A 26,768-nucleotide genomic window follows, 5' to 3' on the forward strand; every position below is an offset into this window, starting at 1 on the left:
GTCACAAATCGAAATGGCCATGTCAGACAAAACCCCCTCATCCGCCCTGGCACCGGGCGCCTCCTCCTCCCTCCCCGAATCCACCAGCACCGCACCGGTATCGTGGGCCAGCGTCTGGCGCGTGTACGCCGAGCGCGCCACCCTGCGCATGCTGCTGCTCGGATTCTCGGCGGGCCTGCCGCTGTTGCTGGTTTTCGGCACGCTGAGCTTCTGGCTGCGCGAAGCGGGCATCGACCGCACCACCATCGGATTTCTGAGCTGGATCGGCCTGGCCTACGGCTTCAAATGGGTGTGGGCGCCGCTGGTGGATCGCCTGCCGATACCGGTGCTCACACGCCTGCTGGGGCGCCGCCGCAGCTGGTTGCTGCTGGCGCAGTTCACCATCATCGGCGCGTTGTGCGGCATGGCGCTGAACGACCCCAAGTTGTCCCTGCAGCCCATGGTGTGGTGCGCGCTGGCCGTGGCGTTTGCGTCAGCCACGCAGGATATCGCGCTCGATGCCTTTCGCATCGAGTCCGCGGATGCCAAACGCCAGGCGGCGCTGGCGGCGGCCTACCAGACCGGCTACCGCATCGCAATGATCTGGGCCGGTGCCGGCGTGCTGTGGATCGCCGCGCGCGCCGAAGTCCCCAACGCCGCGGCTTACCAGCCTGGAGCGTGGCAAGCCGCCTACCTGGTGATGGCCTTCTCCATGCTGCCGGGAATCATCACCGTGCTGTTTTCATCGGAGCCTGCCGAGCGCGCCCGCGCCGAAAGCGACGCTGAAACCGCGGCGACCCGCGCACGCTTTGCCGCCACCGGCATTCCCCTGTATGGCGCAGTGCTGTTCGCGACGCTCGCGCTCCTTGTGCTGTTGCTGCTGATCGCACCCGGCATGGTCTTGCTGGGCTACTACCTGGCCCTCAGCGCCTACCTGTTGCCAGCGCTCATCTACGTGCTGGCCGTCATCGGCCTGGCCAAAACAGGTATTCGCGTCGCGCTGCCGGTGCGGCTGGTGCCGGCAGCCGTCTGGTTCGACCATGCTTTTTACCTGCCGTTCGCCGAGTTCCTCAAGCGCTACGGCAAGCAGGCCATCGTGATCCTCGCGCTGATCGCCATCTACCGCATCAGCGACGTTGTCATGGGCATCATGGCCAACCCGTTTTACGTGGACATGGGCTACACCAAGGACGAGGTCGCCGCCGTCACCAAGATCTACGGCGTCATCATGACGCTGGTGGGCGCCTTCATCGGCGGTGCCATGGCCATGCGCCTGGGCGTGATGCGCGTGCTGATGCTGGGCGCCGTGCTGAGCGCCGGCAGCAACCTGCTGTTCGCCTGGCTGGGCACGCGCGGCCATGACGTCAACGCGCTGGTCTTCGTGATCTCGGCCGACAATCTCTCCAGCGGCATCGCCTCGGCGGCTTTCATCGCCTACCTGTCCAGCCTGACCAACGTCAACTATTCGGCCACCCAGTACGCGCTTTTCAGCTCCATGATGCTGCTGCTGCCCAAGTTCCTGGCCGGCTATTCGGGCAAATACGTGGATGCCTTCGGTTACAGCCAGTTCTTCACCGCGACCGCTTTGCTGGGCCTGCCGGTACTGGTACTGGTCGCCCTGGCCTCGCGGATGCAGGCCCCGAAATCCCAATAGGGGCAGCAACCTTACGCTATCAAATCGATAGCTCTAAAACAGCTACCAGATGCCCGCGCGGCGGAGTATGCTGGCAGGTTGCCGCCCGGTTTACCGTAACTTTACGATGGCTTCAAGTGCGATTGTTGCGTGCGGCGCAGCATAAACCCATTGTGATCCACCCCGGGGGACACGCCCTGCAACCGAGGACCCATCCATGACCCAACAACTCCTGATGATCGAAGACGACGCCCGCCTGGCCAACATGGTGGGCGAATATCTACGCCAGTCGGGCTATGGCTTCACCCACGCGGCCGACGGCGCGAGTGGGCTGGCCGCACTGGAAGGCAACACGCCCGACCTGGTCATCCTGGACCTGATGCTGCCCGACATGGACGGCCTGGAAGTGTGCCGGCGCATCAAGGGCCAGGGCAGCGAAACCGCCAACACCGCCGTGCTGATGCTCACCGCCAAGGGCGACCCCATGGACCGCATCGTCGGCCTGGAAATCGGCGCCGACGACTACCTGCCCAAGCCCTTCGAGCCGCGCGAACTGCTGGCGCGCATACGCGCCGTGCTGCGCCGCGGCGGCGAAACCGGCAACGCCGCGGCCAACGGCGGCCACAAGGTCATGCGCTTCGGCTCGCTGGAAATCGATCGCGATGCGCGCACCGTCTCGGTGTCGGGCACCCCCTGCGAACTCACCTCCTACCAGTTCGACCTGCTGGTGGCGCTGGCCGAGCGCGCCGGCCGCGTGCTGAGCCGCGACCAGATCATGGAAGCCGTGCGCGGCCGCGAGCTGGAGGCCTTCGACCGCTCCATCGACGTGCACATGGGCCGCATCCGCAGCGCCATCGAGGCCGACGCCAAGGACCCCAAACGCATACTCACCGTGCGCGGTGTGGGTTATGTGTTCGCCAAGCAGCAGGACTAGATTTTTATGTGGAGCCGTTTCACTTCACATCTGTACGTACGAATATGGCTCGCGGTGGTCGCCACCGTGGTCGTATTGACCTTCCTGGTCGGCGCGGCCTGGCGCCTGAGCGCCGACCCGCCGCAGCTACCGATACGCGAAGTGCTGGTGCACAACGACAAGGGCGAAGTCATAGGCACGGCGCAGACCCGTCCCGACCGCAAGCTCGGCGACGACCTTGAGTTCGACGTCACGACCAAGGACGGCCAGACGCTGAACCTGCTGCTGCCCCGGCCCAAGCGCCCGCCCGGCAATCCCTGGATGCGCCCGCCTTTCGGCTTCGGCTTCGGCTGGATGCTGGGCCTGGTCGGCCTGGCCGTGGCGCTGGGGGCCTATCCCGTCATGCGCCGGCTGACGCAGCGGCTTGAAGCCCTGCAGCGCGGCGTGGAACGCTGGGGCGCGGGCGACCTGTCGGCCCGCGTCAATGCCGAAGGCACGGACGAAGTGGCCTTCCTGGCCCGGCGCTTCAACCACGCGGCCGAGCGCATCGAGACCCTGATGGAGTCGCACAAGTCGCTGCTGGCCAATGCCTCGCATGAACTGCGCTCGCCGCTGGCACGCATCCGCATGGGGCTGGAGCTCATGGGCACCGACGCCGCCTCGCCGCAGCGCAAGGAGATCTCGCGCAGCATCACCGAACTCGACCAGCTGATCGACGAAATCCTGCTGGCCAGCCGCCTGGACGCCAAGCAGGCCGACGCCGAGCCCTTTGAAACCCTGGACCTCACGGGCCTGGCGGCCGAGGAATGCGCGCGCGTCAATGCCGAGCTGAGCGCCGAACCCGGCAACCAGGCCGGCGCCGGCCTGGGGCTGGACGCCACCAGCCACGGCCTGACCGTGCAGGGCTCGCCACGCCTGTTGCGCCGGCTCATCCGCAACCTGCTGGAAAACGCCAGGCGCTACGGCACCGGCGAGATCGACCTGGAACTCGCGCAGACCCGCGTCGGCGCCAGGCAGCTGGCCGTGGTCAAGGTGCACGACCGCGGCCCGGGCGTCCCTGCCGGCCAGCGCGAGCGCATCTTCGAGCCCTTTTACCGCCTGCCCGGCGCCAGCGAGCGCGAAGGCGGCGTGGGCCTGGGCCTGGCGCTGGTCAAGTCCATCAGCCAGCGGCATGGCGGCAGCGTGCGCTGCGAGGCACGGCCCGGCGGCGGCGCGTCCTTCATCGTGGAACTGCCGGTGGCCCATGCGATGGCCCAGCCGGCAGCGTGAAATAAATCACGAAATCCCGGCCGATTCAGCAAAAATCCCACGTCCTCCTCTATTTGGAGAATGGTCAAAGCGCGTGCAATCGGCGACAGTTCCCGGCGTTGCTGTCACAACACCCGCAATTGAGGGAAACAGGGAAATAAAACAGACGTCGGTGAAGCATTTATTGATCTCCCAACGACGTTCTCCCACCCAGGAGAACCTTCAAAAGGCCACCGCGAGGTGGCCTTTTTTTTGTCCCGGCACCGGGCAGCGCGGGCTTTGATACCCTAGGGAATCTCTCCCACCACAGGACGCCAAGCCATGAGCACCTCCCCCCAGCCTGCCAACATTCCCCAGGGCTTTTTTTCGTCCACCGCGGACCGCATGCCGCTGATGCCGCGCGAAGCCATGTCGCCGGCGCAGCGCGAAGCCGCCGACGCCATCATCGCCGGGCCGCGCAAGGCCGTGTTCGGCCCCTTCATCCCCCTGCTGCGCAGCCCGCAACTCATGGGCCGCGTCGGCGACGTGGGGGCGTACCTGCGCTTTGAGAGCATGCTGGACGCGCGCATCCGCGAACTCGCGACCTGCGTCGCCGCGCGCCATACCGCCAACCAGTTCGAGTGGCTGATGCACGCGCCGCTGGCGGTGGCTGCGGGCGTGGCCCAGGCCACCGTGGACGCCATCGCCGACGGCAGGCAGCCCACGGGCATGGCCGCCGACGAAGCGGTTGCGCTGGACCTGGTGTTTGAGGTGCTCAGGCAGCATGGCTGCTGCGACGCCACCTATGCCGCGGCCGTCAAGACCTTTGGCGAACAGGGCGTGGTCGAGCTCGTGAGCCTGGTCGGTTACTTCGTGATGGTGTGCTGGGTGATGAACGTGGCGCGCACGCCGACGCAGGGCAAGCCGGGCGTTGAGCCCCTGTCACCCTTCCCCGCTTAGGGCTTTGGCGCCAGCGCCGCCAGCACGCGCTCAGGCGCGATGTCGTTCAGGCAGCGCGTATGGCCCAGCGGGCATTCGCGTTCAAAGCAGGGCGCGCAGTCCAGCGGCGGCTGATAGTCCGCGTCAGCCTTGAGCCAAAGCACTGCCGCCTTGTCGCTCAACGGTGGCGTGTGCAGCGGGCTGGACGAGCCGAAAATCGCGACCTGCGGAACACCGAAGGCCGCAGCCACATGCATCAGGCCCGAATCGTTGCTGATGGTGGATTTGCAGGCGGCAATCAGGCACAGGGCCTGCACCAGCGAGGTCTTGCCCGCGAAGTTCAGGCATTTTCCGGGCTGCACCGCGTTCACCGGCGCGGCGATCTCTTCGCACAGCGCCGCCTCCTTGCCCGAACCCAGCAGCACCACCGGTAAATCCAGCCGGTCGGCCAGTTCCGAGAAATGGCGGGCCGGCCAGCGCTTGGCGGGACCGTATTCGGCGCCGGGCGCGAACACGTGAAAGCCGCCGCGCTGCAAGCCGAGTTCGGCCAGCGCCTGGTCGATGTCAGCGGGCGCCATCTGCAACTGCGGCCGGTCTTTCTCCAGGTCGGCACCACCGCTCAGCGCTGAATAAAACGCCACCATGGGCGGTTTGTTCTTGGGGTTCTTGAGCCGGTGCGTGAGCAGGCCCACGCGCGCCTCGCCGAAATAGCCAATGCGCTCGGGAATGCTGGCCAGGAAGGGCAGCAGCGCGCTTTTCAGCGAATTCGGCAGCACATAGGCCTTGTCGAACCGGCCTTCAATGCGTTTGGCGATCGCGCGACGTTCGCGGAACTGCAGGCCGCCGTGCGCAAAAGGGAATTCGATGACCTCGGCCACCTGCGGCATGGCGCGATACACCGGCGCCACCCAGGGCAAGGCCCCGACCGTGAGGCGCTCGCCGCGCGCCTCCAAGCGGCGCAACAACGGCTCCGTCATCACCGCGTCGCCTATCCACTGCGGCGCAATGACGAGGGCGTTTTTAGTGGCTTCCACCGAAGTGTTCGCCGGCCTTCAGCGCGTAAACGGTGCCGCAGTAAGGGCACTTGGCACTCCCGGTGCGTGCCACGTCCAGGTAGACCTTGGGATGGCTGTTCCAGATTTTCATGTCGGCCTTGGGGCTGGGGCAGTAGACGCCGCCTTGCGCATTGAGGTCCGAAGCCAGCAGTTCAACGGAAGAAGAGGTAGTGGTGGTCATGGTGCGGACTCAAACCTTGGCGAGCCAGTGGGCGTATTTCGGATTGCGGCCGTTGACGATGTCAAAGAAGGCGCTCTGGATTTTTTCGGTGATGGGGCCGCGCGAGCCGGCGCCGATTTCGATGCGGTCGAGTTCGCGGATAGGCGTGACTTCGGCGGCCGTGCCGGTGAAAAAAGCCTCGTCGGAGATATACACCTCGTCGCGCGTGATGCGCTTTTGCACCAGTTCCAGGCCCAGGTCCTTGCAGATGTGCAGGATGGTGTTGCGCGTGATGCCGTTGAGCGCGCCGGCCGACAGGTCGGGCGTGTAGACCACGCCGCCCTTGACCACAAAGATGTTCTCGCCCGCGCCTTCGCTGACGAAGCCCGAGGCGTCCAGCAGCAGGGCCTCGTCGTAGCCGTCGTCCAGCGCTTCCATATTGGCCAGGATGGAATTGGTGTAGTTGCTGACCGCCTTGGCCTGCGTCATCGTGATGTTGACGTGGTGGCGCGTGTAGCTGGAGGTCTTGACGCGGATGCCGCGCTTCATGCCCTCTTCACCGAGGTAGGCGCCCCAGGGCCATGCCGCGACCATCAGGTGGATCTGGTTGCCCTTGGGGCTGACGCCGAGTTTTTGCGAGCCTATCCAGGTCAGCGGGCGGATGTAGCAGGACTCCAGCTTGTTCTCGCGCACCACGGCTTTCGTGGCCTCGTTGACTTCAGCCTGGGTAAAGGGAATCTTCATGCGCAGGATCTTGGCGCTGTTGAAGAGGCGCTCGGTGTGCTCTTCGAGCCGGAAAATCGCCGTGCCGCCGGTAGCGTTGTAGGCGCGCACGCCCTCAAAAGCGCCGCAGCCGTAGTGCAGGGTGTGGCTCAGCACGTGGATCTTGGCATCGCGCCAGTCGACCATCTGGCCGTCCATCCAGATTTTGCCGTCGCGGTCTGCCATGGAGGGTGCTACTGGGGACATGATGGGATCCTTGTTCTGAGTGGGGTGATGCGGGGCCCCGGGTGCACCGCGGGGGCGCGCCCGGAAAACCTGAAATACGGATTTTACGGGGCGGGTGGCGCCGCGTCCTGCGCGGGCCTGAAAAGCTCGTGGTCCGCCAGTTTGCCGCCCACAAAGGTGCAGGTGACCTTCGACTCGCCGGCGTCGGTCCAGCGGAAGATCTCGGGCTGCGCGTCCTCGGCGGAAACCCGCTCGCCCAGGGCCCGCGTCATGGCCACGACATGCAGCAGCGTCATGCCGGGCTTGAGCTTGGCATTGAGCATGACCGCGCTGTCAACATAGCCGATGGGGCGATTGGCCGCGCGTTTCAGGACCTGCATCATGCGCGTGAAATGCAGCAGCACCCACATGACCGCGCCGCCGGCGACCGCGGCCACACCGGCCCAGCCGTAAAAGCGATAGCCCAGCACAACAGCCGCGACGCCGGCCACGGGAACAAGGATTTTCTGGAAGTTCATGGCGCTATTTTCGCAGCCCCGGCGGGCCACCGGACTGCGGGGAGTGCGTAGGCCACTGAAACCCGCTTTTCAGGCCGCCCGCGCGGCCCAGCCCGTGGCCAGCGCATGCGCCCAGTCGGCGCGTCCGCGGCCCGCCGCCACCCGCGATTGCGCCTCGTGGCCGTAGGGCACGGCGCGCAAATCGACCCGCCAGCCCGCAGCGGTTTTTTCGGCGATGGCGTAGCGCGCGTGCGGCGCGCCGTTTTCCACCACGTGCGGGTGCGGGTGTTCGTCGTCATAGGCCGGCAGGCCGACACTGCCGGGGTTCACGATGAGCACCTTGCCGCACTGCACCAGGCGCGGCACATGGGTGTGGCCGCACAGGACCAGCGAATGCCCGCCCTGCGCCGCAGTGCCAAGGCGTTCCCGCACTTCATCCTCCGTGGCCGGCCGTATGCCGGTGGCGTGGCCCGCACCTCCACGGCCGAACCCCGGAACCGTGGTTTCCAGCCAGTAGACCAGGTCGCTGCCCGGCGTGCCGTGGCACAGCAGGATGTCACCGCCGGCAAGTTCCAGGCTTTCGGGCAGCCCGCGTATCCAGGCCACATGCGCCGCCGTCAACTGGGCGGCCGTGTAGCCGTCGGTGCCCAGCGGGTCCAGGTACTGGCCCTGGTCGATGAGTTCCAGCACCTGCCGCTCGTGGTTGCCGCGAATCGTGGTGAAGCCGCGCGCCATCAACAGGTCGGCGGTTTCGGCCGGCTGCAGCGGCCCGCTCAGGATGTCGCCGAGGTTCACGATCTGGTCCACACCCTGCTGTTCGATGTCGGCCAGCACGGCCTCAAGCGCCGGCAGGTTGCCGTGGATGTCGGAGATGGCGGCGAGTTTCATGGGTTTGTCCTTCGAGTCGATTTTTAACTCAGGCTACGCACCACTTCCATGGCCTCTTCCACCCGCTCGACGGCGTGGATGGCCAGGCCCTCGATGGGCTTTTTGGGCGCATTGGCCTTGGGCACCACGGCCACGCTGAAACCCAGCTTGGCCGCTTCCTTGAGGCGCTCCTGGCCGCGCGGCGCCGGGCGCACCTCGCCGGCCAGGCCGACCTCGCCAAAGGCGATAAAACCCTTGGGCAGCGGCTTGCCGCGCAAGGACGAGGTAATGGCCAGCATCACGGCCAGGTCGGCCGCCGGCTCGCTGATGCGCACACCGCCCACGGCGTTGACGAACACGTCCTGGTCCATGCAGGCCACGCCCGCATGGCGGTGCAGCACGGCCAGCAGCATGGCCAGGCGGTCGCGGTCCAGGCCCACCGACAGGCGCCGCGGGCTGGGCCCGCCGTTGTCGACCAGCGCCTGGATTTCCACCAGCATGGGCCGCGTGCCTTCCAGCGTCACCAGCACGCAGCTGCCGGGCACCGGCTCACTGTGCTGGCTCAAAAAGATGGCGCTCGGATTTGCGACGCCCTTGAGGCCTTTTTCCGTCATCGCGAACACACCGATTTCGTTGACTGCGCCGAAGCGGTTCTTGATGGCGCGCACCAGGCGAAAGCTCGAATGTGTGTCGCCTTCAAAATAAAGCACGGTGTCCACCATGTGTTCCAGCACGCGCGGGCCGGCCAGCGCGCCCTCTTTGGTCACGTGGCCTACCAGCACGATGCACACACCGCTGGACTTGGCCGCGCGCGTGAGGTGGGCCGCGCACTCGCGCACCTGCGCCACCGAGCCTGGCGCCGAGGTGAGCTGGTCGGAATACACGGTCTGGATGGAATCGATGACCGCGATTGCCGGTTGGGTGGCTTCCAGCGTGGCAAGAATTTTTTCAAGCTGGATCTCGGCCAACACCTTGACCTGCGAGCCGTCCAGCCCCAGCCGGCGCGAGCGCAGCGCAACTTGGGCGCCGCTTTCTTCACCGGTGACGTAGAGGGTGTTGAGCCCGGCGCGCTGCAGCGAATCGAGCGCCTGCAGCAGCAAGGTCGATTTGCCGATGCCGGGATCGCCGCCTATCAGCACCACGCCGCCCTCGACGATGCCGCCGCCCAGTACGCGGTCCAGTTCCTCATGGCCGGTGGGCGTGCGTTCCATGTCGGTGGCTTCGATGTCGGACAGCGCAGTGACTTCTGAAGCCTTGGCCAGCGACTGGAACTGGCTGCTGTAGCGGTTCTTGGCCGGCGCGTTGCTCTCGGCGGCCGATTCGATCAGCGTGTTCCAGGCATTGCAGTGCGGGCACTTGCCCAGCCACTTGGGGCTGGTGCCGCCGCATTCGGTGCAGGTGTAAATCGTTTTGTCTTTGGCCATGCGCGATGTTACTGTACAAATAACCAGGCTTTGCGTTTTGGTCATGATGCGGGAATTCCGCCATCCCCGCATTCCCCGTACCTTGCCATGCCGCACCTGAACATTCAATACACCGCCAACCTCGACGCCCTCACCGACATGGGCCAGCTCTGCAACACCCTGGCCGCCACCCTGGTGGCGCTGCGCGCTGAAGACGGCGTGGCGCCGCTGTTCCCGGTCGCCGGCACGCGGGTCATGGCCTGGCCGGCGCCGCACTTCGCGGTGGCCGACGGCCAGCCCGGCCGCGCTTTTATCTATATGAACCTGCTGATCACGCCGGGCCGCAGCGAGGCGCTCAAAAAGCGCGCCGGCGATGCCCTGCTGGCCGCCGCAAGCGCGCACCTCGACCCGGTGTTCGCCCAGCACGCCGTCGGCCTGACGCTGCATATCGACGAGGCCGCGCCAGCCTATGAAGGCAAGCGCAACAACCTCGCCGCGCATCTGAGCTGAACCCCGCCATCGTGCACGGCAGCGCGCTTTTACAGACAATAGCTTTTCCGCACTCCGACCGACTCCCCCCAGCCCTCCTGAGGACACACCATGAATATCTCGCGCCGCCAGCTCATCCAGTCTTCCAGCGCCGCCGCCCTGCTGGCTGGCATCGGCCGGCAAGCCTGGGCCCAGGCCCTTGACAGCACCAAGGTCATCGCCGGCTTCGCGCCCGGCGGCACCGCCGACATCGTCTCGCGCCGCGTGGCCGACAAGCTGCACCCTGGCTATGCCAAAAGCGCGGTGGTCGAGAACAAGACCGGCGCGGGCGGCCAGATCGCCGTGCAGTTCGTCAAGACGGCCGCGCCCGATGGCGCGACCGTGCTGCTCACACCCATGTCCATGCTGGGCATCTATCCCCACACCTACAAAAAACTGCCCTACGACCCGGTGGCCGACCTGACTCCGGTGTCGGCCGCGGCGATTTTTGACTACGGCTTTGCCGTCGGCCCCATGGTGCCGGCCAGCGTGAAGAACGTGCCCGACTTCCTCGCCTGGTGCAAGGCCAACCCCGGCCAAGCCAACTTCGGCTCGCCGGCGGCCGGCTCCTCGCCGCACTTCATAGGCGCGCTGCTGGGCCGCGCCGGCAATGTGGACCTGCGCCACGTCGCTTTCCGCGGCACCCAGCCTGCGGTGCTGGACATGGTGGGCGGCCAGATCGCCGCCGTGTCCGGCCCCACCGGCGAATTCACCCAGCATGTGGCGGCCGGCAAATGCCGTTTGCTGTCCACCAGCGGCCCCAAACGCAGCCGCTTCACGCCCAACACGCCCACCCTCGTGGAGCAGGGCTTCAAGGACATGGCCTTTACCGAATGGTTCGGCTTCTTCCTGCCCGCCAAGGCGCCGCAGGACGTGGTGCAGCGCCTGAACGCCGGCATCCGCTCCGCCCTGGCCTCGCAAGAGGTGATCGACGGGCTGGCCGTGTCCTTCCTGGAGCCGGCGCCCACCTCGCCGGCCCAGCTGGCCGCTATGCTCAAGGCTGATACCGAGCTGTGGGGTCCCTTGGTCAAGGCCGTGGGCTTTACCCCCGAAGGCTAAGCCTTTACCCCCGTTGGTGAGCAAGCGCCGCCCTTTACGCCGGGCGGCCGGTGTTGTGATTAAGAAAACCATGGGCAACAGCATGAAGGTATGTATTTACGGCGCCGGCGCCATAGGCGGCTGGATCGGTATGGGACTGGCGCGCGCCGGCTGCAGCGTCAGCGTGGTGGCGCGCGGCGCCACGCTGCAGGCCCTGCAGCTGCACGGCCTTCGCCTGAACCAGGGCGGCCAGATCACGTCGCAGGCCGTGGCCTCCAGCGCCGTGCCGGCCGAACTCGGCGTGCAGGACCTCGTGGTGCTGGCCGTCAAGGCGCCCTCGCTGCCCGAAGTCGCGCGCCACATCGCCCCGCTGCTGGGCCCCGACACCCTGGTGCTGACCGCCATGAACGGCGTGCCCTGGTGGTTTTTGCAGGGCTTTGGCGGCGCGCTGGCCGGCACGCGCCTGAGTTCGGTGGACCCAACGGGCGAGATCTCTCAGGCCATCCCGGCCCGCCACATCGTCGGCTGCGTGGTGCATGCGAGCTGCTCGCTCGACGAACCCGGCCAGGTGCACCACCATTTCGGCAACAAACTCATCATCGGCGAGCCTTCGGGTGACAAGACGGCCCGCGTGCTGCAGTTTGCCGCATTGCTCGAAAAAGCCGGCTTCGAGGCCCCGGTGTCCGACCAGATCCAGAAAGACATCTGGTTCAAGCTCTGGGGCAATATGACCGCCAACCCCATCAGCGCGCTGACCGGCGCGACCATGGACCGCGTCCTCGACGATGAACTGGTAACCGCCTTTACCCACAGCATCATGCTGGAAGCCAAGGAAATCGGCGCGCGCATCGGCATCCCCATCAACCAGACTCCCGAAGAGCGCCACGTCATCACGCGCAAGCTGGGCGCCTTCAAGACCTCCATGCTGCAGGACGTGGAGGCCGGCAAACCGGTGGAGCTCGATGCGCTGGTCACGGCTGTGCGCGAACTGGGCCAGCTGACAGGCGTGCCCACGCCCTGCACCGACGCCTTGCTGGGCCTGGCGCGGCTGCAGGCGCGGGTCAAGGGCCTGTACTGAATCCCCGCCTCTCTATTCCTCTCTACTCAATTCTTTCACCACCATTTTTCCAGGAGACAGCATGAAACACATAGGCGTCATAGGCGCATCGGGCCTGATGGGCCACGGCATCGCGCGCAACCTGCTGGCCAAGGGCTTTACGCTCAGCCTCACCGTTCACCGCAATACCGAGCGCGTAGCCGACCTGCTGGCCGCCGGCGCGAAACAGGCCGCCAGCCCCGCCGAACTTGGGGCCTGCGACGCCGTGGTGATCTGCGTGACCGGCTCGCCGCAGGTCGAGGAAACCCTGCTGGGTGCGAACGGTGTGCTCTCCAAAGCCAAAGCCGGCCTCATCGTGATCGACACCTCGACCAGTGAGCCCGAATCCACGCGCCGCCTGGCCACCTTATGCGCCGAGCGCGGCGCCACGCTGGTCGACGCGCCGCTGGCGCGCACGCCGGTGGAGGCCGAACTCGGCAAACTCAACACCATGGTGGGCGCCGAGCAGGCGGTGTTCGACAAGATCCGCCCCGTGCTGGCGGCCTATTGCGAAAACATCTTCCACGTCGGCGGCCCCAGCGCCGGCCACGTCGTCAAGCTGCTCAACAACTTCATAGGCCAGGCCGTCTGCACGGCAACGGCCGAAGCTTTCGCCGTGGGCGCGCTGGCCGGCATTGAACCGCAAAAGCTGGTCGACGTGGTGTCCGCCGGCGCGGTCAACTCCGGCCTGTTCCAGGCCATGGCCAAGACCCTGGGCGGCGACTTCGCCGGCATCAAGTTCGAACTCGACAACGCGCGCAAGGACTTGCGCTACTACACCCACCTGGCCGAGATGGTGAAAGTGCCGTCCTTCGTCGGCGAAGCCGTGCACCAGAGCCTGGTGACGGCCAGCGCGCTGGGCCATGGCAAGGAATTCGTTCCGGCGCTCGTGAAGGCGCAGGAAAAACTCACGGGTGCAAAGATCGCGCCGCAATAAATCCGCTCAGCCCTTTTTGAATCCCATCATGACGACGACGTTAATCCTTGGCCGGCCGTCGTCGCCGACACGCATGACATAGGTCGAGGCCTCCGACTCCGGCCGCGCCTGGCCCTTGGCATCGAGGTAAGGCCAGCGCACATGGACGGAGGCCAGCTTGTCCGTCAGCCAGGTGACGGACTGGACTTCGGGCCGCGTGTCGGTAATGCCCATGTCCTTGTACTGTTTGGCGGCGCCGCCGTAGAAATCTTCGACCTCCCGCAGCGTGGCGACGGCCTTGGTGCCCTGGTCCGCGACGATCAGTGCGGGGACTTCCCAGCAGGTCGCAGCGGTCTTGCCGTCGCCGCGGGTAAAAGCTTTGGCGAATGTTTCGAGCACGGACCGCAAGTCCAGCTCTTTTTTGGTCTCAGACTGGCTCATGGACACTCCTTGACGCCGGCATCCCGAACGGCTGCAAGGCTTCACCGGCATGGCATCACAGCGGGCGACGCGTGGGTTTCGAGCGGCCCCAATTAAAAATTAGCCGGTCGCGGCAAGGGCTGGCGTCCGCCAAAACCTACACTGCGTGTGGGCCGGCGCGAAGGGCGCGACAGCGGGGGCTACAGCGCCTTGGCGTAAACCACAAAACCGGATTTCTCCGCCACCTGGTCGTACAGCCGCATCGCCGTGGCATTGGTTTCGTGGGTTTGCCAATACACCCGGTCGCATCCCGCCGCCCGGGCTTGTTCATAGACGGCCTCGATCAGCGCCTTGCCGACACCGCGGCCGCGCACCGATTCGGCCGTGAACAAATCCTGCAGGTAACAGACGGGCACTATGCGCGTCGTGCTGCGGTGAAACAGGTAGTGCGTGAGGCCCACGAGTTCGCCGCCGGCTTCGGCAACCAGCGCGTGCACCGGCTCATAGGAATCAAAGAAGCGCGACCAGGTCATGGCGGTGACCTCGTCCGCCAGCGCCGTGGGGCCGGAGCGGCCGTAAAAGCGGTTGTAGCCGGCCCAAAGCGGAAGCCAGGCGGCGAGGTCCGATTTCTGGATGGGGCGGACGGTGAGGGAAGAAGTATTCGTCATGAAGATGAGATCTCAGGCAGTAAATTCCACGGGCCGGGTGGTGCCGGATTTTTTGCGCACCACAACGGCTCTATTCCACCGCGACCGGCACGCGCTGCGCCAGTGCGCACATCAGCTCATAGCCCACGGTGCCGCCGGCCTGCGCCACTTCGTCAATCGGCAGCTCCGCGCCCTTGGCGGCGCGGCCCCACAAGATCACCTCGCTGCCCATGCCGGCGCCGGGCACGGGCGTGAGGTCGACCGTGATCATGTCCATGCTGACGCGGCCCACCATGCGGGTGCGCACGCCGTCCACCAGCATGGGCGTGCCGGTGCTGCAGTGGCGCGGGTAACCGTCGGCATAACCGCAGGCCACGATGCCTATGCGCAGCGGGCCGTCGGCCGTGAAGCTGGAGCCGTAGCCCACGGTGTCGCCGGCCTTGAGTTCCTGCACGCCAATGATTCTGGACGACAGCGTCATCGTCGGCTGCAAGCCCCAGCCGGCGGCCGTGTGTTCGGGAAAATCGGGCGCGCTGCCGTAGACCAGGATGCCCGGCCGCACCCAGTCGGAACGCCCGGCCAGCGCATCGCCGTGGCGCAGCGTGGCGGCGCTGTTGCTCAAGGTGCGCTCGCCGGGCAGGTCGTGCGTGACGGCGTCGAAGGCCTGCAGCGCTGCGGCTATGCCTTTGGGGCCGTCGGCGTCGGAGAAGTGCGTCATCAACGTGATCTCCTCGACCTGCGGCAGCGCGTTCAGGCGCGTCCAGGCCGCGCGGAAGCGCTCGGGCGGAAAGCCCAGGCGGTTCATGCCCGAGTTCATCTTGAGGAACACGCGGTGCGGCAGCTGCGTCTTGTGGGCGGCCAGCATGTCGACCTGCTCGTTGCAATGGATGGCATGCCACAGCCCCAGGCGCGAGCACAGCTCCAGGTCGCGCGCGTCAAAACAGCCCTCCAGCAGCAGGATGGGGCCGCGCCAGTCGAGCGCGCGCAGGCGCTGCGCCTCGGCCAGGTCCAGCAGCGCAAAGCCGTCGGCGCTGCGCAGCGCGTCAAAAACACGCTCGATGCCGTGGCCGTAGGCATTGGCCTTGACGATGGCCCAGACCTTGGCGTCGGGCGCGGCTTCGCGCGCGCGGCCCAGGTTGTGGGCCAGTGCGGCGGTATGGATGGTGGCAAGAATGGGGCGTGGCATGGCGCGGTGATGTGGTTGGTGTGGGATAGCGGGGTCGGCAGGCCGGAACGTATTCGAGGGCTTTTCTCATTCTGGCACCGCCCCCCATGCTATAAACCGGAATCGTCTGGAGACATTCACCCTTATCTTGCAGCATCAGATCGGCTGATGCAGTGCCGCAATGACCACAACAGTTTAATGAAGCGCGGTTTTTACACCATCATGGCGGCCCAGTTTTTCAGCTCACTGGCTGATAACGCGCTATTTGTGGCCGCCGTGGAGCTGCTCAAGACCAGCGGGGCGCCCAAGTGGCAGCCGGCGGCGCTGGTTCCCATGTTTGCCCTGTTTTACGTCGTGCTGGCCCCTTTTGTGGGCGCTTTCGCCGATGCGCGACCCAAGGGCAACGTCATGTTCGTGAGCAACGCGATCAAGGTGATCGGCTGCCTCATGATGCTGTTCGGCTCGCATCCGCTGCTGGCCTACGCCATCGTCGGCCTGGGCGCCGCGGCCTATTCGCCCGCCAAATACGGCATCCTGACCGAACTGCTGCCGGCTTCGCAGCTGGTCAAAGCCAACGGCTGGATCGAAGGGCTGACGATTTCCTCCATCATCCTGGGCGTGCTGCTGGGCGGCCAGCTGGTCGGCCACACCGTGTCCAACCTGCTGCTGTCCTTTGACTTCCCGGTTTTCGACACCGGCATAGACACCGCGCCCGAAGCGGCGATCTCCGTGCTGATCCTGCTGTACATCATCGCGGCCTGGTTCAACACGCGCATCCCCGACACCGGCGTCGAGATGCGGCCCATGCCGCGCAACAAGCTCGAGCTGCTGCCCGACTTCTGGAACTGCAACTCGGCGCTGTGGCGCGACAAGCTGGGCCAGATCTCCCTATCCACCACCACCCTGTTCTGGGGCGTGTCGGGCAACCTGCGCTACATCGTGCTGGCCTGGAGCGCCGCGGCCCTGGGTTACAGCACCTCGCAGGCCTCCTCGCTGGTCGGTGTGGTGGCCATAGGCACGGCCGTCGGCGCCGTGCTAGCCTCCATGCGCATGCGCTTGGACCAGGCCACCAGCGTCATGCCGCTGGGCATCGCCATGGGCCTGCTGGTCATCCTGATGAACTTCATCGGCAACGTCTGGGTGGCCGCGCCCTTCCTGATCCTGCTGGGCGGCCTGGGCGGCTTCCTGGTGGTGCCCATGAACGCGCTGCTGCAGCACCGCGGCCACAACCTCATGGGCGCGGGACGCTCCATCGCGGTGCAGAATTTCAACGAGCAGGCCTGCATCCTGAGCCTGGGCGCCTTCTACAGCCTGTCTACCGGCCTGGGCCTGTCGGCCTTCGGCGCCATCACCGCCTTCGGCGTGGTGGTGGCCGGCTTCATGTGGCTGATCCAGCGCTGGCACAAAAGCAACACCGTCAAATACAAAGAGCAGGTCGACCACCTGCTGAGCATCGCCCGCAGCGATAAATCGCACTGATGCAAGTTGACGCAACACGCGCCGCCGTGCCTGGCGGTACGTCCAAAGCCGTTCTGGCACTCACACTCAACGCCTTCATCTGGGGCGTTTCATGGTGGCCGCTGCGCCAGCTGCAGGGCCACGGCCTGCACCCGCTGTGGACCACGGCCCTGGTCTACGCGGTCGTGGTCACCGGCCTGCTGACCCTGCGCCCGCAAGCCTGGCGCGGCTTCCTGGCCCATCCCCAGCTGTGGTTCCTGGCGGCCGCCTCCGGCCTGACCAACGTCGGCTTCAACTGGGCCGTGACCGTGGGCGACGTGGTGCGCGTGGTGCTGCTGTTTTACATGATGCCGGCCTGGTCGGTGCTGGTGGCCTGGGTCATGCTGGGCGAAAAACCCACGCCGGCCTCGCTGCTGCGCCTGCTGCTGGCCATGGCCGGCGTGCTCATCGTGCTCAAGACGCCCGAATCTCCCTGGCCCGTGCCGCACAGCGGCGCCGACTGGCTGGCCATCATGGGCGGCTTCAGCTTCGCGGTGACCAATGCCGTGCTGCGCAAATACAAACACACGCCCAGCGAATCGCGCATGCTGGCCATGTTCGGCGGCAGCGGGCTGATGGCAGCCTGCGCCGCGCTGGCCGGCATGTCGCAGGCCCTGGTGCCCGCGCCGGCACTGGCGCCGGCCGGCATCCCGGTGGTGCTGGGGCTGGCGCTGGCCTTCATGGCCAGCAATGCCGGCCTGCAGTATGGCGCGGCGCGCCTGGCCGCCGGCACCACGGCCATCGTGATGCTGACCGAAATCCTGTTCGCCAGCCTGTCCTCGGCCGCGCTGGGCGCCGCCGATCTCACGCCGCGCGTGCTGCTGGGCGGCAGCCTGATCGTGCTGGCCGCCGTGCTGGCAGCCATGGCCCCATCGGCGACACCCCAAACCGCGCCCGGCGGTGCAGAATCGCACTAGAGCAATAGCCCCCACGCTTTTCGCTAGCGCGTAATGCGCTGCCCCCCGTGGGGGCTAATTTCCCTTGGGGCGGCCCGGCGGGAAATTGCATCATTTCGATGGCAGTTCACACAGGAGACAACCATGGGCGCAGCAAAAACGGTTTACGACTTCCAGGCCAAGGACATCACCGGCAAAGACGTGCCGCTGGAGGCTTTCAAGGGCAAGGTCATGCTCATCGTCAACACCGCCAGCAAATGCGGCTTCACGCCGCAGTTCGCCGGGCTGGAAGAGCTGTACAAACAATATGCCGGCAAGGGCCTGGCGGTCCTGGGCTTTCCCAGCAACCAGTTTCTCTCGCAAGACCCCGGCAGCGACGACCAGATCGCCGAGTTCTGCCAGGTCAACTACGGCGTGAGTTTCCCCATGATGTCCAAGATCGACGTCAACGGCCCCGCCGCCCATCCGCTGTACCAATGGCTGTCGGCCGAGGCGCCCGGCCTGCTCGGCATCAAGGCCATCAAATGGAATTTCACCAAGTTCCTGGTCGGCAAGGACGGGAAGGTCATAAGGCGTTATGCGCCATCCGACAAGCCGGCGGATCTCGGCAAGGATATTGAAGCGGCGCTCGCCGCCTGACCTTCAGGCCGGCTTGGTGTTGGCCTTCTTCACCGAGCGCAAGTAATCCGCCAAGGTGCGGCCGGCTTCATGGCCCACGCGCTCGTCAAGCACGTCGACCTCAGCCATGCGGTCCACGCGAAAGCTGCGAAAGTCCTGCCGGGCTTCGCACCAGGCGCCCAGCGTCCAGACACTGCCCCAATAAAAGCAGCCCAGCGGCCAGAGCACGCGCCGGCTTTCCCGCCCTGCCCCATCAAGGTAGCGCACCTCCACCTTGCACCGCGCATGCACCGCCTCGCGCAAACGCTGCAGGCTGCGCTGCGTGGCCTCATCGGGATTGATCACCACCGCATACAGCGGCACACCTTCGGCCGCCGTACGCGCCGCGGGCGGCAAGACCGAAAAAATCTTGCCCCAGGCGGCCTCGGCATCGCCCGCCATGGCCGGGTCCAGCCAGGCCTGGGCCAGGCGCACCGAAGCGGCCAGCGCATTGGCTTCCTTTTGCGTAAACATCAAGGGCGGCAAGTCAAAGCCCGCACCCAGCCGGTAACCCACGCCGGCCTCCCCCTCGATAGGCACACCCTGATGCTGCAGGTCGGCCACGTCGCGATAGATGGTGCGCTCCGACACCTCGAGCCGCTTGGCGAGGAAATCCGCCGTGCTCAGGCGGCGGCCGCGGATCAGCTGGACGAGATGAAAGAGGCGGTCAGCGCGGCGCATGATGAGTTAAGGGATTGAAAAGATTGGAGCTTACCGCGTGGGGCCCAATTGCTGAGCGCGGCTATAGTTCCTCCAGACTGGATTGCAACCGCCAAGTTAGACGCCCGCAAACCAACCCACCCAATAAATAAATATGCCCTCCATTCATAACGGCTCCGGCACCATGTACTACGGCAAGCGAGATGTCGATATCGGCGGATCGTACGTTACGACCGAGTGGATCGTGTTTTTCTGGCTTCCAATACTGCCCCTCAGTTCCTGGCGCGTCTTCCCACTTACGGACGAACTTGTGACCAGCTATGGAACCCGACAAGCCTATCAAGCAAGACCCGTCTCTCTAAACTGGGCCCAGGTGCTGAATGTCTACCTTCTCACGGCCGGCTGCCTTGCTGGCGCCTGGTACGTCTTTAGTCACTACATCTTTTGAGGAAAGCACATGCCCTTCACAATGAGCGGAACCGGAACACGCTACTACGGGGAGCGAGAACACAACATCGGCGGGCAGTACATCACCACGCTGTGGGTGGTGATCATCGGAGTGCCCCTCTTGCCACTGTCGTCATGGCGGGTCTACCCGCTCAGCGATGAACAATTTGTCGACCACTCATATCTTCATGGCAGAGAAGTGCATCACACGGAGCAAACCTTCCAGGCCAAGCGTGTGCCACTGAACTGGAAGCAGGTGCTGAACATCTATGCCGTCACCGCCGTGGGTGTCGGGCTGGTGCTATGGGCGCTGCACCGTGCATTCGGGGGACGGGGCGCCTAACCCTTTGCCGGAACATGAACAGGAGTGGCCCTTGACACAATCAGTTTCTGAAAGCGTACGGCAGGTTAACCCGTCTATTGCGTCAATGAAAAACTCCCTGAAGCAGGCCGGGTCTAACGCCAGTGAAGACAAAAAAGGCACTGTTAGAAAACCTCATTATTGAAGGAGAGAGGTTTATAGAAGTGTCTAAGCAGTTTCCCGTGATCAACAGGGAAGCCGCTCCGTCCAAACTCTCGCTGCAAACAAGTGGCAAGCGTATCGGCGGAATTCTGAAGAAACTGGGGATTGGCGTAGTGATCTCCCTGCTTATCGCTATCGCCTGGAAGTTCCTTTCGTAGGCTCCAGCACTGGACATAACTTCCAACATGGTGGAAAATAAATTCCACCATGACAGAACCCTCCTCCGACCTCAACCAGCGCATTGCCGAGCGCGTGCGCGAGCTGCGCGCCGCCAAAAGCCTGTCGCTCGACGCGCTGGCCGCCAAAAGCGGCGTGAGCCGCTCCATGATTTCGCTGATCGAGCGCGGCGAAAGCAGCCCCACCGCTGTGGTGCTGGAGCGGCTGGCCACCGGCCTGGGCGTGATGCTGGCTTCGCTGTTTGACGCGCCCGCCGCCCAGGCGCCCGCCAGCCCGGTGGCGCGCCACGCGGACCAGTTGCAGTGGCAAGACCCGGCTTCGGGTTACCTTCGGCGCAACATCTCACCGCCCGGCGTGCCGCAGCCCATGCAGATCGTGGAAGTGCACTTCCCCCCGGGCGGGCGGGTGGCCTTTGAAACCGGCGCGCGCGATGCGCGTGTGCACCAGCAGGTCTGGGTGCTCGAAGGCGCCATCGACATCACGCTGGGCGACGCACGCCACGCGCTGCGCGAGGGCGACTGCCTGGCCATGCAGCTGGATCGCCCCACGATGTTCCACAACCCCACGCGAAAGCCCGCACGCTATGCGGTGGTGATCGCCACCGAACCGGCTTGAACTTCGTGATGAACACCGCACCCTGGTCGCTGCGGCGCCTGCCCGCCGTCACCGACGAACAGATTCTCGAACTCGCCGACGTGCTCATCGATTGCGTCGAAGGCGACGCCTCGGTGAGTTTTATGCACCCGCTGTCGCGCGAACGCGCCACGGCCTTCTGGCGCGGTGTGGCGCAGGGCGTGGCTGCGGGCGAGCGCGCGCTGCTGGTCGCCGAAGACGCGCAAGGCATTTGCGGCACGGTGCAACTGGTGCTGGCCCAGCCCGAGAACCAGCCGCACCGCGCCGACCTGGCCAAGATGCTGGTGCACCGCCGCTGCCGGCGCCAGGGCCTGGGCGAGGCCTTGATGCGCGGCGCCGAAAGCATGGCGCGCGACTGCGACAAGACCTTGCTGGTGCTGGATACCGTGACCGGTGACAACGGTGAGCGCCTGTACCAGCGCCTGGGCTGGCAGCGCGTGGGCGTGATTCCCGGCTATGCGCTGTTGCCGCGCGGCGGACTGGTGGGCACCACGGTGTTTTACCGCGAGCTACCAACGGAAAACTAAGCCACCTGCTTTTTGACGACGGCAAACGGGCTCAGGCCCAGCCAGGACTGCATGGACTGGATGATGTCGCGGGGGCCTGAGAGCTTCAGTTTGGCGCGCTCGCTCTCGACCGAACTCAGCCCCATCCAGATGGAGGTCATGGTGCGCAGGTCGGTGGTCACAAATAAATTGATTTCAAAGCCCGGGTCGGACCAGCACAGGTCGACCTCGCCTCTGGGCTCCACCACCAGCCACCAGTGGCTTTGCGACGAAGGCAGGTCGGCGTAGAGAAACTGGATCACGGTGCGCTTGCGCGGCAGCGGCTCGGGATTGAGGTTGCGCCGCATGTCCCACATCAGCAAACCGGGGTCCAGGTGCCTCAGCGAGGCATCGCTTCCCACCCACTTCTGCCCCCAATTGCCCAGCGCATCGACAACGCCCGCCAGTTCGCGCCCGGCCTCGGTGAGGTGGTAGTCGAAAACATCTTTCTCCGAAGGCAGGCGCTTGCGTTCGATGACGCCTGCCGCCTCCAGCTCTTTCAGGCGCTGGGACAGCAGCGTGGGCGACATCTTGGGAACGCCGCGCCGCAAATCATTGAAGCGCGTGGAGCCGGCGATGAACTCGCGGACCAGCACCAGCGTCCAGCGGGTGCACAGCACCTCGGTCGCCATGGCGAGGGGGCAAAACTGTTTGTAGCTGGCTTGGGTCACGGCGGGTCCTTTGGTTGGCGCCGGCAAGCTTGGAAGCCCACGGGCGCAAAGACTAGTCACAAAACTGTACCGGCCCGTCCAGATTCGTGACTGGAGGCAAACCCGCCATCGCCGGATACTTTTCAAGGGACGGCAGAAGATGCCGCCCTGTTTCAACAACCTGACCAACCAAAGCAGACTGGAAAAGCGATATGAGCGTATTTTTAATTGCCGAAATCAAGATCACCAACGACGCCTGGGTGCCCGAGTATGCGGCGAATGTCCACAAGCTGGTCGCCAAACAGGGCGGCAAATACCTGTCCCGCAGCGGCAACATCACGCCGCTGGAAGGCGCGCACAAGGATTGCACGCTGGTTGCCGTGATGCAGTTCCCGGCCAAGGCCGCGCTGGAAGCCTTTGTCAATGATCCCGCCTACCAGCCCTATGTCAAGGCACGGCAGGCCGGCAGCACCAGCCAGTTCTACATGATTGACGATACTGACATCGCGGGTACCGTGCCTTACCTCAAGGCCGCGTAAGCCGGAGCCCCGTGAAGCGGTGCCTGCGGCTCATGCCGCAGGCATTGCGTTCACGGCAGGAGCGCCATCTGCCGGCCTGGAGGCCGGGCCGGGCTTTGGCTTGCATCGGTCTGCAGGTCCAGCGCCCCCAGGTCGGCCCGCATGGCCCTTGCGACCAGCCGCATGTCGTGGTCGCTGACCTCGAACAGGCCGAAGCGGAACTTGTAGCCCCAGTGCTGGCGGTTTTCCACAAACTCGAACTCGTCCAGCCAGGGCAGTATGGACACCTCGCGCGTGGCCACGTAAGCCACGTCGCGGCGGAAGGGCACAAAGCCGCCGCCCATGTCAAAGGCATAGGGCTCGCCGGCCTGCACCACGCCTATGGAGACAAAGCGCTGGAATTTATCTTTGCCGCCCATGGTCAGTGCGGGCGAATAGTAGGCTACCCGGTCTCCGGCAACCATACGCTTGAGCGGCGCGCATTTGCCGTGGCACACCTGCATGTAGCCGGTGCTTGGTGTCTCGCAGCCACGCCGCGCATGCTCGGCGCTCGCAACGGCGATCCAGTTCTTGCGGCCCATCGCCGTTCAGGCCAGCGCGTGCAGACCGACGCGGTTGCCGTCCAGGTCGGTGATGTGCGCAAAAAATCCCAGGCCGGGCGGCAGCGCCTGGCGTGGCAAGGCGACCTTGCCGCCGGCTTTGACGGCGCGTGCCAGGGCGGCATCGAGCGACGGCGAGGCATCGAGGTAAATCAGGGTGCCGCCGGACGCCGGTGCAGGCGCGGTGGGGCCGGCCAGGATCGCGCCGCCCACGCCCGTTTCTGCTTCATAGGGAAACACCGCGCCTTGGGACGGGCCCATGGGCTCGCGGCGCATCTTGCACTCGAGCACGGCTTCGTAAAAGGCTTGGGCCTTGTTCAAGTCGGTGCTGGGGATTTCAAACCAGGTGATGGCGTTTTTCATGAGAGGCTCCTTTGTTGAAGAAGCCTTGATGGTGCCGGGAGGCTACTGACAACGTAGTGTCAGTAGCGTGTTTCGGAAACGGTCAGAAAAGCGCGTCGTCCAGCACTTCCACCCAATGCCGCACCGGCGTCGCCGTGCCGCTTTGCAGGTGCGTAATGCAGCCGATATTGGCGGAGATGATGGTCTCGGGTGCCGATGCCTGAAGATTTCCGAGCTTGCGATCGCGCAGCTGGTAGGCGATGTCCGGATTGAGCACCGAGTAAGTGCCGGCCGAGCCGCAGCACAGGTGCGATTCGGCGGCGGCCACCGTCACCTGGAAACCCAGCGCGCCCATCAGCGTCTCGACCCCGCCGCGCAACTGCTGGCCGTGCTGCAAGGTGCACGGCGGGTGGAACACCAATGCGCCGGCCCGGGCCTTGACCTTGCCCTGCAGCTCGCCCACCAGTTCGGGCATCAGTTCGCTGAGGTCGCGCGTGAGTTCGCTGATGCGCGCGGCCTTGGCCGCATAGGCCGGATCGTCCTTGAGCATGTGGCCGTATTCCTTGACGGTGACGCCGCAGCCGGAGGCATTCATGACGATGGCTTCCACGCCGCCACCTTCCGGGATATGCGGCCACCAGGCGTCGATGTTGCGCCGCATCTGGTCCTTGCCGCCTTCGTGGTCGTTGAGGTGAAACTTCACCGCCCCGCAGCAGCCGGCTTTGGGCGCCAGCACGGTTTCTATGCCGGCCGCGTCCAGCACGCGCGCGGTGGCGGCGTTGATGTTGGGCATCATGGCCGGCTGCACGCAGCCTTCCAGCATCAGCATCTTGCGCGCATGCGTGCGCCGCGGCCAGGCGCCGGCGTCCTGCCTGGGCGGCACCTTGTTCTTGAGGGCCGCGGGCAGCAGGCCGCGCACGGCCTGGCCGGCCTTCATCGCGGGCGCGAACAGCGGTGAGGGCAGGCCTTCCTTCAGCACCCAGCGCAAGGCTTTCTCGCCGGCCGGGCGCGGCACGCGCTCGTCGACCAGCTTGCGGCCTATGTCGACCAGGTGGCCGTATTCGACGCCGCTGGGGCAGGTGCTTTCACAGTTACGGCAGGTGAGGCAGCGGTCCAGGTGCAGCTGGGTCTTGCGTGTGGGCGCTTCGCCTTCCAGCACCTGCTTGATCAGGTAGATGCGGCCGCGCGGGCCGTCGAGTTCGTCGCCCAGCAGCTGGTAGGTCGGGCAGGTGGCGGTGCAAAAGCCGCAGTGCACGCATTTGCGCAAAATAGCTTCGGCCTCGCGGCCTTCGGCGCTGTTCTTGAATTCGGGGGCGAGATGGGTTTGCATAAAGTCAGGGCGCCTCTTTCAGTGCCACGGCAAGGGCCTTGCGCCGGGCGCGCCGGAAATCCGCATACAGGGGCGGCAGCGACAGCGCCAGCAGCATGAGGGCAAGCGGCACAACCCAGACAAAGCCGACGTACTTGAACCCGGCCGCGCCGACCACGCCACCGGCGATGAACATCGCCAGCAAGGTGCCGAACAGCCGCAGCTTGATGCGGTTGGCGCGCACACGCGACTCGGGCGGGCTGCCGGTGCGGTTCCAGTAAAACATCTTGCCGAACTCGATGCCCAGGTCGGTGATCACGCCGGTCATGTGGGTGGTGCGGATCTGTGAGGACGAGATTTTGCTGACCAGGGCGTTCTGCAGGCCCATGGTGAAGGCCAGCACCAGCACGGTCAGCGGCACGGCAAACGGGGTCTGGCGGTTCAGTGTCGCGCCCAGCAGCCCGAACAACAGCATCAGCACGGCTTCCAGCAGCAGGGGCAAGGCGTATTCGCTGCGCAGATGATGCTGGCGCGCCCAGTTCACCAGCACGGCCGTCACGGCGGCGCCGGTGACAAAGGCCAGCAGTGCGCCTACGGCGCCCAGTGCCAATGTCATGTGGCCCAGGACAAGGTTGTCGGCCAGCAGGGAGGCGAATCCCGTCATGTGCGAGGTGTACATGCCGACCACCAGAAAACCACCCGCATTGATGGCGCCGGCGTTAAAGGCCAGCAAACCACCGAGCAGGCGATTGATGGAGGGTGTCCGGTGCTGCCCGGTCAGGTGGCGGAGGCGTCGCATGTCCTGCCTTACCAGTCCGCGTACAGGCGGCCGGGGTTGAAGACACCCGCCGGGTCGAACTGCTTCTTGAGTTCGCGGTGTATGCGGTCCAGCGGCGGTTTGAGCGCGGAGAACACCGGCGCGGATTTGCCGGCCGAGCGGAACAGCGTGGCGTGGCCATGGGCCTGGGCCGCCGCCTCGCGCACCAGTGCCGCGTCGCTGTCGGGCCGCTTGAGCCAGCGCTGTGCGCCGCCCCATTCCACCAGCGTCTCGCCCAGCTCGAGTGGCGGCGCTGTGTCGGGCACGCTGAGCCGCCACAGCGACTCATCAGCTTGCAAGGCGAAGAAGGGCTGGGCCTGCTCACGCAGCGCGGTCCAATGGTGGGCCGCATCGCTGTCCAGAACTTCCCCGCCCATGGAGGTTTGCGCGGCGGCGACAGCCGCTTTCGCCCCACGCAGGCGCACCCACAGCCGCCCGCTCCGCCAACAGGAAGCGTTCACGGGCAGCGGCATGGCGCCCCAGCGGTTGAGCTGTTGCAGGGCGGCGGCTTCATCCATGTCGAAGACCAGCGTGGCCTCCATGGGCGCAACAGGCAATACCTTGAGAGACACCTCGAGCAAGACGCCCAGCGTGCCGAGCGAACCGGCCATCAGGCGCGACACGTCGTAGCCGGCGACGTTCTTCATGACCTGGCCGCCGAAAACCAGGCGTTCGCCCTTGCCGTTGAGCAGCACCACGCCCAGCATGTAGTCGCGCACGGCGCCCGCACTGGCGCGGGCCGGGCCGCTCAGGCCGCTGGCAACCATGCCGCCCACGGTGGCTTTGGCTTGCGTGCCGTCGAAATGCGGCGGCTCAAAGGGCAGGCACTGGCCTTGCTCGGCCAGCAGCGCCTCGAGTTCGGCCAGCGAGGTCCCGGCGCGCGCAGTGACCACCAGCTCGCTGGGTTCATAACTGATGACGCCCTTGTGCGGCCGGATGTCAAGGATGTCGCCCGCAAGGGCCTGGCCGTAAAAATCCTTGCTGCCGCCGCCGCGCAGGCGCAGCGGCGTGCGCGCGGCGGCGGCCGCGCGCACGCGCTCGGCCAGCGCGGCGCTGATGTCGGTATC

33 protein-coding genes are annotated in these 26,768 nt (G+C 65.7%); 17 read left to right on the forward strand and 16 right to left on the reverse strand.

Going from position 1 to position 26,768, the window contains the following annotated elements:
* The first annotated feature begins 13 nt into the window (after positions 1-13).
* The 4 genes from AC1D1F_RS16695 to AC1D1F_RS16710 all read left to right on the forward strand — a co-directional run bounded on the left by AC1D1F_RS16695 (position 14) and on the right by AC1D1F_RS16710 (position 4,712).
* A complete protein-coding gene (locus AC1D1F_RS16695) occupies positions 14-1,633 on the forward strand; it encodes an AmpG family muropeptide MFS transporter (protein WP_477674978.1) in 1,620 nt (539 codons plus the stop codon).
* Between the two features lie 196 nt (positions 1,634-1,829).
* Positions 1,830-2,546 carry a response regulator gene (locus AC1D1F_RS16700; RefSeq protein ID WP_436155751.1) on the forward strand — a complete coding sequence of 239 codons (717 nt, stop codon included), beginning with the start codon at positions 1,830-1,832 and terminating at the stop codon, positions 2,544-2,546.
* A 6-nt stretch (positions 2,547-2,552) separates the two neighbouring features.
* Positions 2,553-3,794 carry an ATP-binding protein gene (locus tag AC1D1F_RS16705; RefSeq protein WP_477674979.1) on the forward strand — a complete coding sequence of 414 codons (1,242 nt, stop codon included), beginning with the start codon at positions 2,553-2,555 and terminating at the stop codon, positions 3,792-3,794.
* Between the two features lie 300 nt (positions 3,795-4,094).
* Entirely contained in the window at positions 4,095-4,712 is a 618-nt protein-coding gene (locus tag AC1D1F_RS16710; protein ID WP_477674980.1) for a carboxymuconolactone decarboxylase family protein, read from the forward strand.
* Here the strand turns inward: AC1D1F_RS16710 and waaF are convergent.
* From waaF to radA, 6 genes are all read right to left on the reverse strand, one after another.
* Positions 4,709-5,725, reverse strand: a complete 1,017-nt coding sequence (waaF, locus tag AC1D1F_RS16715) for a lipopolysaccharide heptosyltransferase II (protein WP_477674981.1) — start codon at positions 5,723-5,725, stop codon at positions 4,709-4,711. The two genes, AC1D1F_RS16710 and waaF, sit on opposite strands and share 4 nt — an antisense overlap.
* Positions 5,712-5,927 (reverse strand): zinc-finger domain-containing protein, encoded by a 216-nt coding sequence (locus tag AC1D1F_RS16720; protein WP_477674982.1) that lies wholly within the window; start codon positions 5,925-5,927, stop codon positions 5,712-5,714. Before AC1D1F_RS16720 ends, waaF begins: the two co-directional genes overlap by 14 nt.
* A 9-nt stretch (positions 5,928-5,936) precedes the next feature.
* On the reverse strand, positions 5,937-6,875 hold the full coding sequence (locus tag AC1D1F_RS16725) for a branched-chain amino acid transaminase (protein ID WP_436155747.1): 939 nt from the start codon (positions 6,873-6,875) through the stop codon (positions 5,937-5,939).
* Between the two features lie 83 nt (positions 6,876-6,958).
* A complete protein-coding gene (locus tag AC1D1F_RS16730; protein WP_477696712.1) occupies positions 6,959-7,372 on the reverse strand; it encodes a glycerate kinase in 414 nt (137 codons plus the stop codon).
* 69 nt (positions 7,373-7,441) lie between these two features.
* Entirely contained in the window at positions 7,442-8,239 is a 798-nt protein-coding gene (locus AC1D1F_RS16735; RefSeq protein WP_477674984.1) for a metallophosphoesterase family protein, read from the reverse strand.
* A gap of 23 nt (positions 8,240-8,262) precedes the next feature.
* Entirely contained in the window at positions 8,263-9,642 is a 1,380-nt protein-coding gene (gene radA, locus AC1D1F_RS16740; RefSeq protein ID WP_477696711.1) for a DNA repair protein RadA, read from the reverse strand.
* An 87-nt stretch (positions 9,643-9,729) separates the two neighbouring features.
* Here radA and AC1D1F_RS16745 point away from each other — a divergent pair, with 87 nt between their 5' ends.
* The 4 genes from AC1D1F_RS16745 to AC1D1F_RS16760 all read left to right on the forward strand — a co-directional run bounded on the left by AC1D1F_RS16745 (position 9,730) and on the right by AC1D1F_RS16760 (position 13,220).
* The gene (locus AC1D1F_RS16745; protein ID WP_477674986.1) at positions 9,730-10,131 is read left to right on the forward strand and encodes a 5-carboxymethyl-2-hydroxymuconate isomerase; all 402 of its coding nucleotides are present in this window, start codon (positions 9,730-9,732) and stop codon (positions 10,129-10,131) included.
* 90 nt (positions 10,132-10,221) lie between these two features.
* The gene (locus AC1D1F_RS16750; protein ID WP_477674987.1) at positions 10,222-11,208 is read left to right on the forward strand and encodes a Bug family tripartite tricarboxylate transporter substrate binding protein; all 987 of its coding nucleotides are present in this window, start codon (positions 10,222-10,224) and stop codon (positions 11,206-11,208) included.
* An 82-nt stretch (positions 11,209-11,290) separates the two neighbouring features.
* A complete protein-coding gene (locus tag AC1D1F_RS16755; RefSeq protein WP_477675014.1) occupies positions 11,291-12,265 on the forward strand; it encodes a 2-dehydropantoate 2-reductase in 975 nt (324 codons plus the stop codon).
* 61 nt (positions 12,266-12,326) lie between these two features.
* Positions 12,327-13,220: an NAD(P)-dependent oxidoreductase gene (locus AC1D1F_RS16760; RefSeq protein WP_477674988.1), complete on the forward strand. Its 894-nt coding sequence runs from the start codon at positions 12,327-12,329 to the stop codon at positions 13,218-13,220.
* 6 nt (positions 13,221-13,226) lie between these two features.
* Here AC1D1F_RS16760 and AC1D1F_RS16765 read toward each other — a convergent pair whose 3' ends face one another.
* From AC1D1F_RS16765 to alr, 3 genes are all read right to left on the reverse strand, one after another.
* Positions 13,227-13,640 carry a Cif family virulence factor gene (locus tag AC1D1F_RS16765; RefSeq protein WP_477674989.1) on the reverse strand — a complete coding sequence of 138 codons (414 nt, stop codon included), beginning with the start codon at positions 13,638-13,640 and terminating at the stop codon, positions 13,227-13,229.
* Positions 13,641-13,819: 179 nt separating this feature from the next.
* On the reverse strand, positions 13,820-14,287 hold the full coding sequence (locus AC1D1F_RS16770) for an N-acetyltransferase family protein (RefSeq protein WP_477674990.1): 468 nt from the start codon (positions 14,285-14,287) through the stop codon (positions 13,820-13,822).
* 70 nt (positions 14,288-14,357) lie between these two features.
* Entirely contained in the window at positions 14,358-15,452 is a 1,095-nt protein-coding gene (alr, locus tag AC1D1F_RS16775; RefSeq protein WP_477674991.1) for an alanine racemase, read from the reverse strand.
* 177 nt (positions 15,453-15,629) lie between these two features.
* Between alr and lplT the strand changes: the two genes are divergently transcribed.
* From lplT to AC1D1F_RS16790, 3 genes are all read left to right on the forward strand, one after another.
* Positions 15,630-16,910 carry a lysophospholipid transporter LplT gene (lplT, locus tag AC1D1F_RS16780; RefSeq protein ID WP_477696710.1) on the forward strand — a complete coding sequence of 427 codons (1,281 nt, stop codon included), beginning with the start codon at positions 15,630-15,632 and terminating at the stop codon, positions 16,908-16,910.
* Complete coding sequence (locus tag AC1D1F_RS16785) at positions 16,910-17,845, forward strand: DMT family transporter (RefSeq protein ID WP_477696709.1); 936 nt, start codon at positions 16,910-16,912, stop codon at positions 17,843-17,845. The genes lplT and AC1D1F_RS16785 overlap by 1 nt, the downstream gene beginning before the upstream one ends.
* Before the next feature lie 123 nt (positions 17,846-17,968).
* Entirely contained in the window at positions 17,969-18,463 is a 495-nt protein-coding gene (locus AC1D1F_RS16790; RefSeq protein ID WP_477674994.1) for a glutathione peroxidase, read from the forward strand.
* Between the two features lie 3 nt (positions 18,464-18,466).
* Here the strand turns inward: AC1D1F_RS16790 and AC1D1F_RS16795 are convergent, their stop codons facing one another.
* Positions 18,467-19,162, reverse strand: coding sequence for a helix-turn-helix transcriptional regulator (locus tag AC1D1F_RS16795; RefSeq protein ID WP_477696707.1), 696 nt, complete (start codon positions 19,160-19,162; stop codon positions 18,467-18,469).
* Between the two features lie 133 nt (positions 19,163-19,295).
* On the opposite strand from AC1D1F_RS16795, the gene AC1D1F_RS16800 reads away from it, so the two are divergent.
* The 5 genes from AC1D1F_RS16800 to AC1D1F_RS16820 all read left to right on the forward strand — a co-directional run bounded on the left by AC1D1F_RS16800 (position 19,296) and on the right by AC1D1F_RS16820 (position 21,448).
* Entirely contained in the window at positions 19,296-19,589 is a 294-nt protein-coding gene (locus tag AC1D1F_RS16800; RefSeq protein ID WP_477674996.1) for a hypothetical protein, read from the forward strand.
* 9 nt (positions 19,590-19,598) lie between these two features.
* Positions 19,599-19,931 (forward strand): hypothetical protein, encoded by a 333-nt coding sequence (locus AC1D1F_RS16805; RefSeq protein ID WP_477674997.1) that lies wholly within the window; start codon positions 19,599-19,601, stop codon positions 19,929-19,931.
* A 122-nt stretch (positions 19,932-20,053) separates the two neighbouring features.
* The gene (locus tag AC1D1F_RS16810; protein ID WP_477674998.1) at positions 20,054-20,269 is read left to right on the forward strand and encodes a hypothetical protein; all 216 of its coding nucleotides are present in this window, start codon (positions 20,054-20,056) and stop codon (positions 20,267-20,269) included.
* A 49-nt stretch (positions 20,270-20,318) separates the two neighbouring features.
* Complete coding sequence (locus AC1D1F_RS16815) at positions 20,319-20,903, forward strand: helix-turn-helix domain-containing protein (RefSeq protein WP_477674999.1); 585 nt, start codon at positions 20,319-20,321, stop codon at positions 20,901-20,903.
* 8 nt (positions 20,904-20,911) lie between these two features.
* Positions 20,912-21,448: an N-acetyltransferase family protein gene (locus tag AC1D1F_RS16820; RefSeq protein ID WP_477675000.1), complete on the forward strand. Its 537-nt coding sequence runs from the start codon at positions 20,912-20,914 to the stop codon at positions 21,446-21,448.
* Here the strand turns inward: AC1D1F_RS16820 and AC1D1F_RS16825 are convergent.
* Positions 21,445-22,137, reverse strand: a complete 693-nt coding sequence (locus AC1D1F_RS16825) for a winged helix-turn-helix transcriptional regulator (protein ID WP_477675001.1) — start codon at positions 22,135-22,137, stop codon at positions 21,445-21,447. The two genes, AC1D1F_RS16820 and AC1D1F_RS16825, sit on opposite strands and share 4 nt — an antisense overlap.
* Before the next feature lie 191 nt (positions 22,138-22,328).
* Here AC1D1F_RS16825 and AC1D1F_RS16830 point away from each other — a divergent pair, with 191 nt between their 5' ends.
* A complete protein-coding gene (locus AC1D1F_RS16830) occupies positions 22,329-22,655 on the forward strand; it encodes a DUF1330 domain-containing protein (protein WP_477675002.1) in 327 nt (108 codons plus the stop codon).
* A 50-nt stretch (positions 22,656-22,705) separates the two neighbouring features.
* Here AC1D1F_RS16830 and AC1D1F_RS16835 read toward each other — a convergent pair whose 3' ends face one another.
* From AC1D1F_RS16835 to glcE, 5 genes are all read right to left on the reverse strand, one after another.
* Positions 22,706-23,215 (reverse strand): EVE domain-containing protein, encoded by a 510-nt coding sequence (locus AC1D1F_RS16835; protein ID WP_477675003.1) that lies wholly within the window; start codon positions 23,213-23,215, stop codon positions 22,706-22,708.
* A 6-nt stretch (positions 23,216-23,221) separates the two neighbouring features.
* On the reverse strand, positions 23,222-23,596 hold the full coding sequence (locus AC1D1F_RS16840; protein ID WP_477675004.1) for a VOC family protein: 375 nt from the start codon (positions 23,594-23,596) through the stop codon (positions 23,222-23,224).
* Between the two features lie 82 nt (positions 23,597-23,678).
* Entirely contained in the window at positions 23,679-24,905 is a 1,227-nt protein-coding gene (gene glcF / locus AC1D1F_RS16845; protein WP_477675005.1) for a glycolate oxidase subunit GlcF, read from the reverse strand.
* Positions 24,906-24,909: 4 nt separating this feature from the next.
* The gene (locus AC1D1F_RS16850; protein WP_477675006.1) at positions 24,910-25,683 is read right to left on the reverse strand and encodes a YoaK family protein; all 774 of its coding nucleotides are present in this window, start codon (positions 25,681-25,683) and stop codon (positions 24,910-24,912) included.
* Between the two features lie 8 nt (positions 25,684-25,691).
* On the reverse strand, positions 25,692-26,768 hold a 1,077-nt coding region (gene glcE, locus AC1D1F_RS16855; RefSeq protein WP_477700780.1), incomplete at its 5' end, for a glycolate oxidase subunit GlcE.

This window comes from Polaromonas sp. P1_H6, from assembly GCF_056405195.1.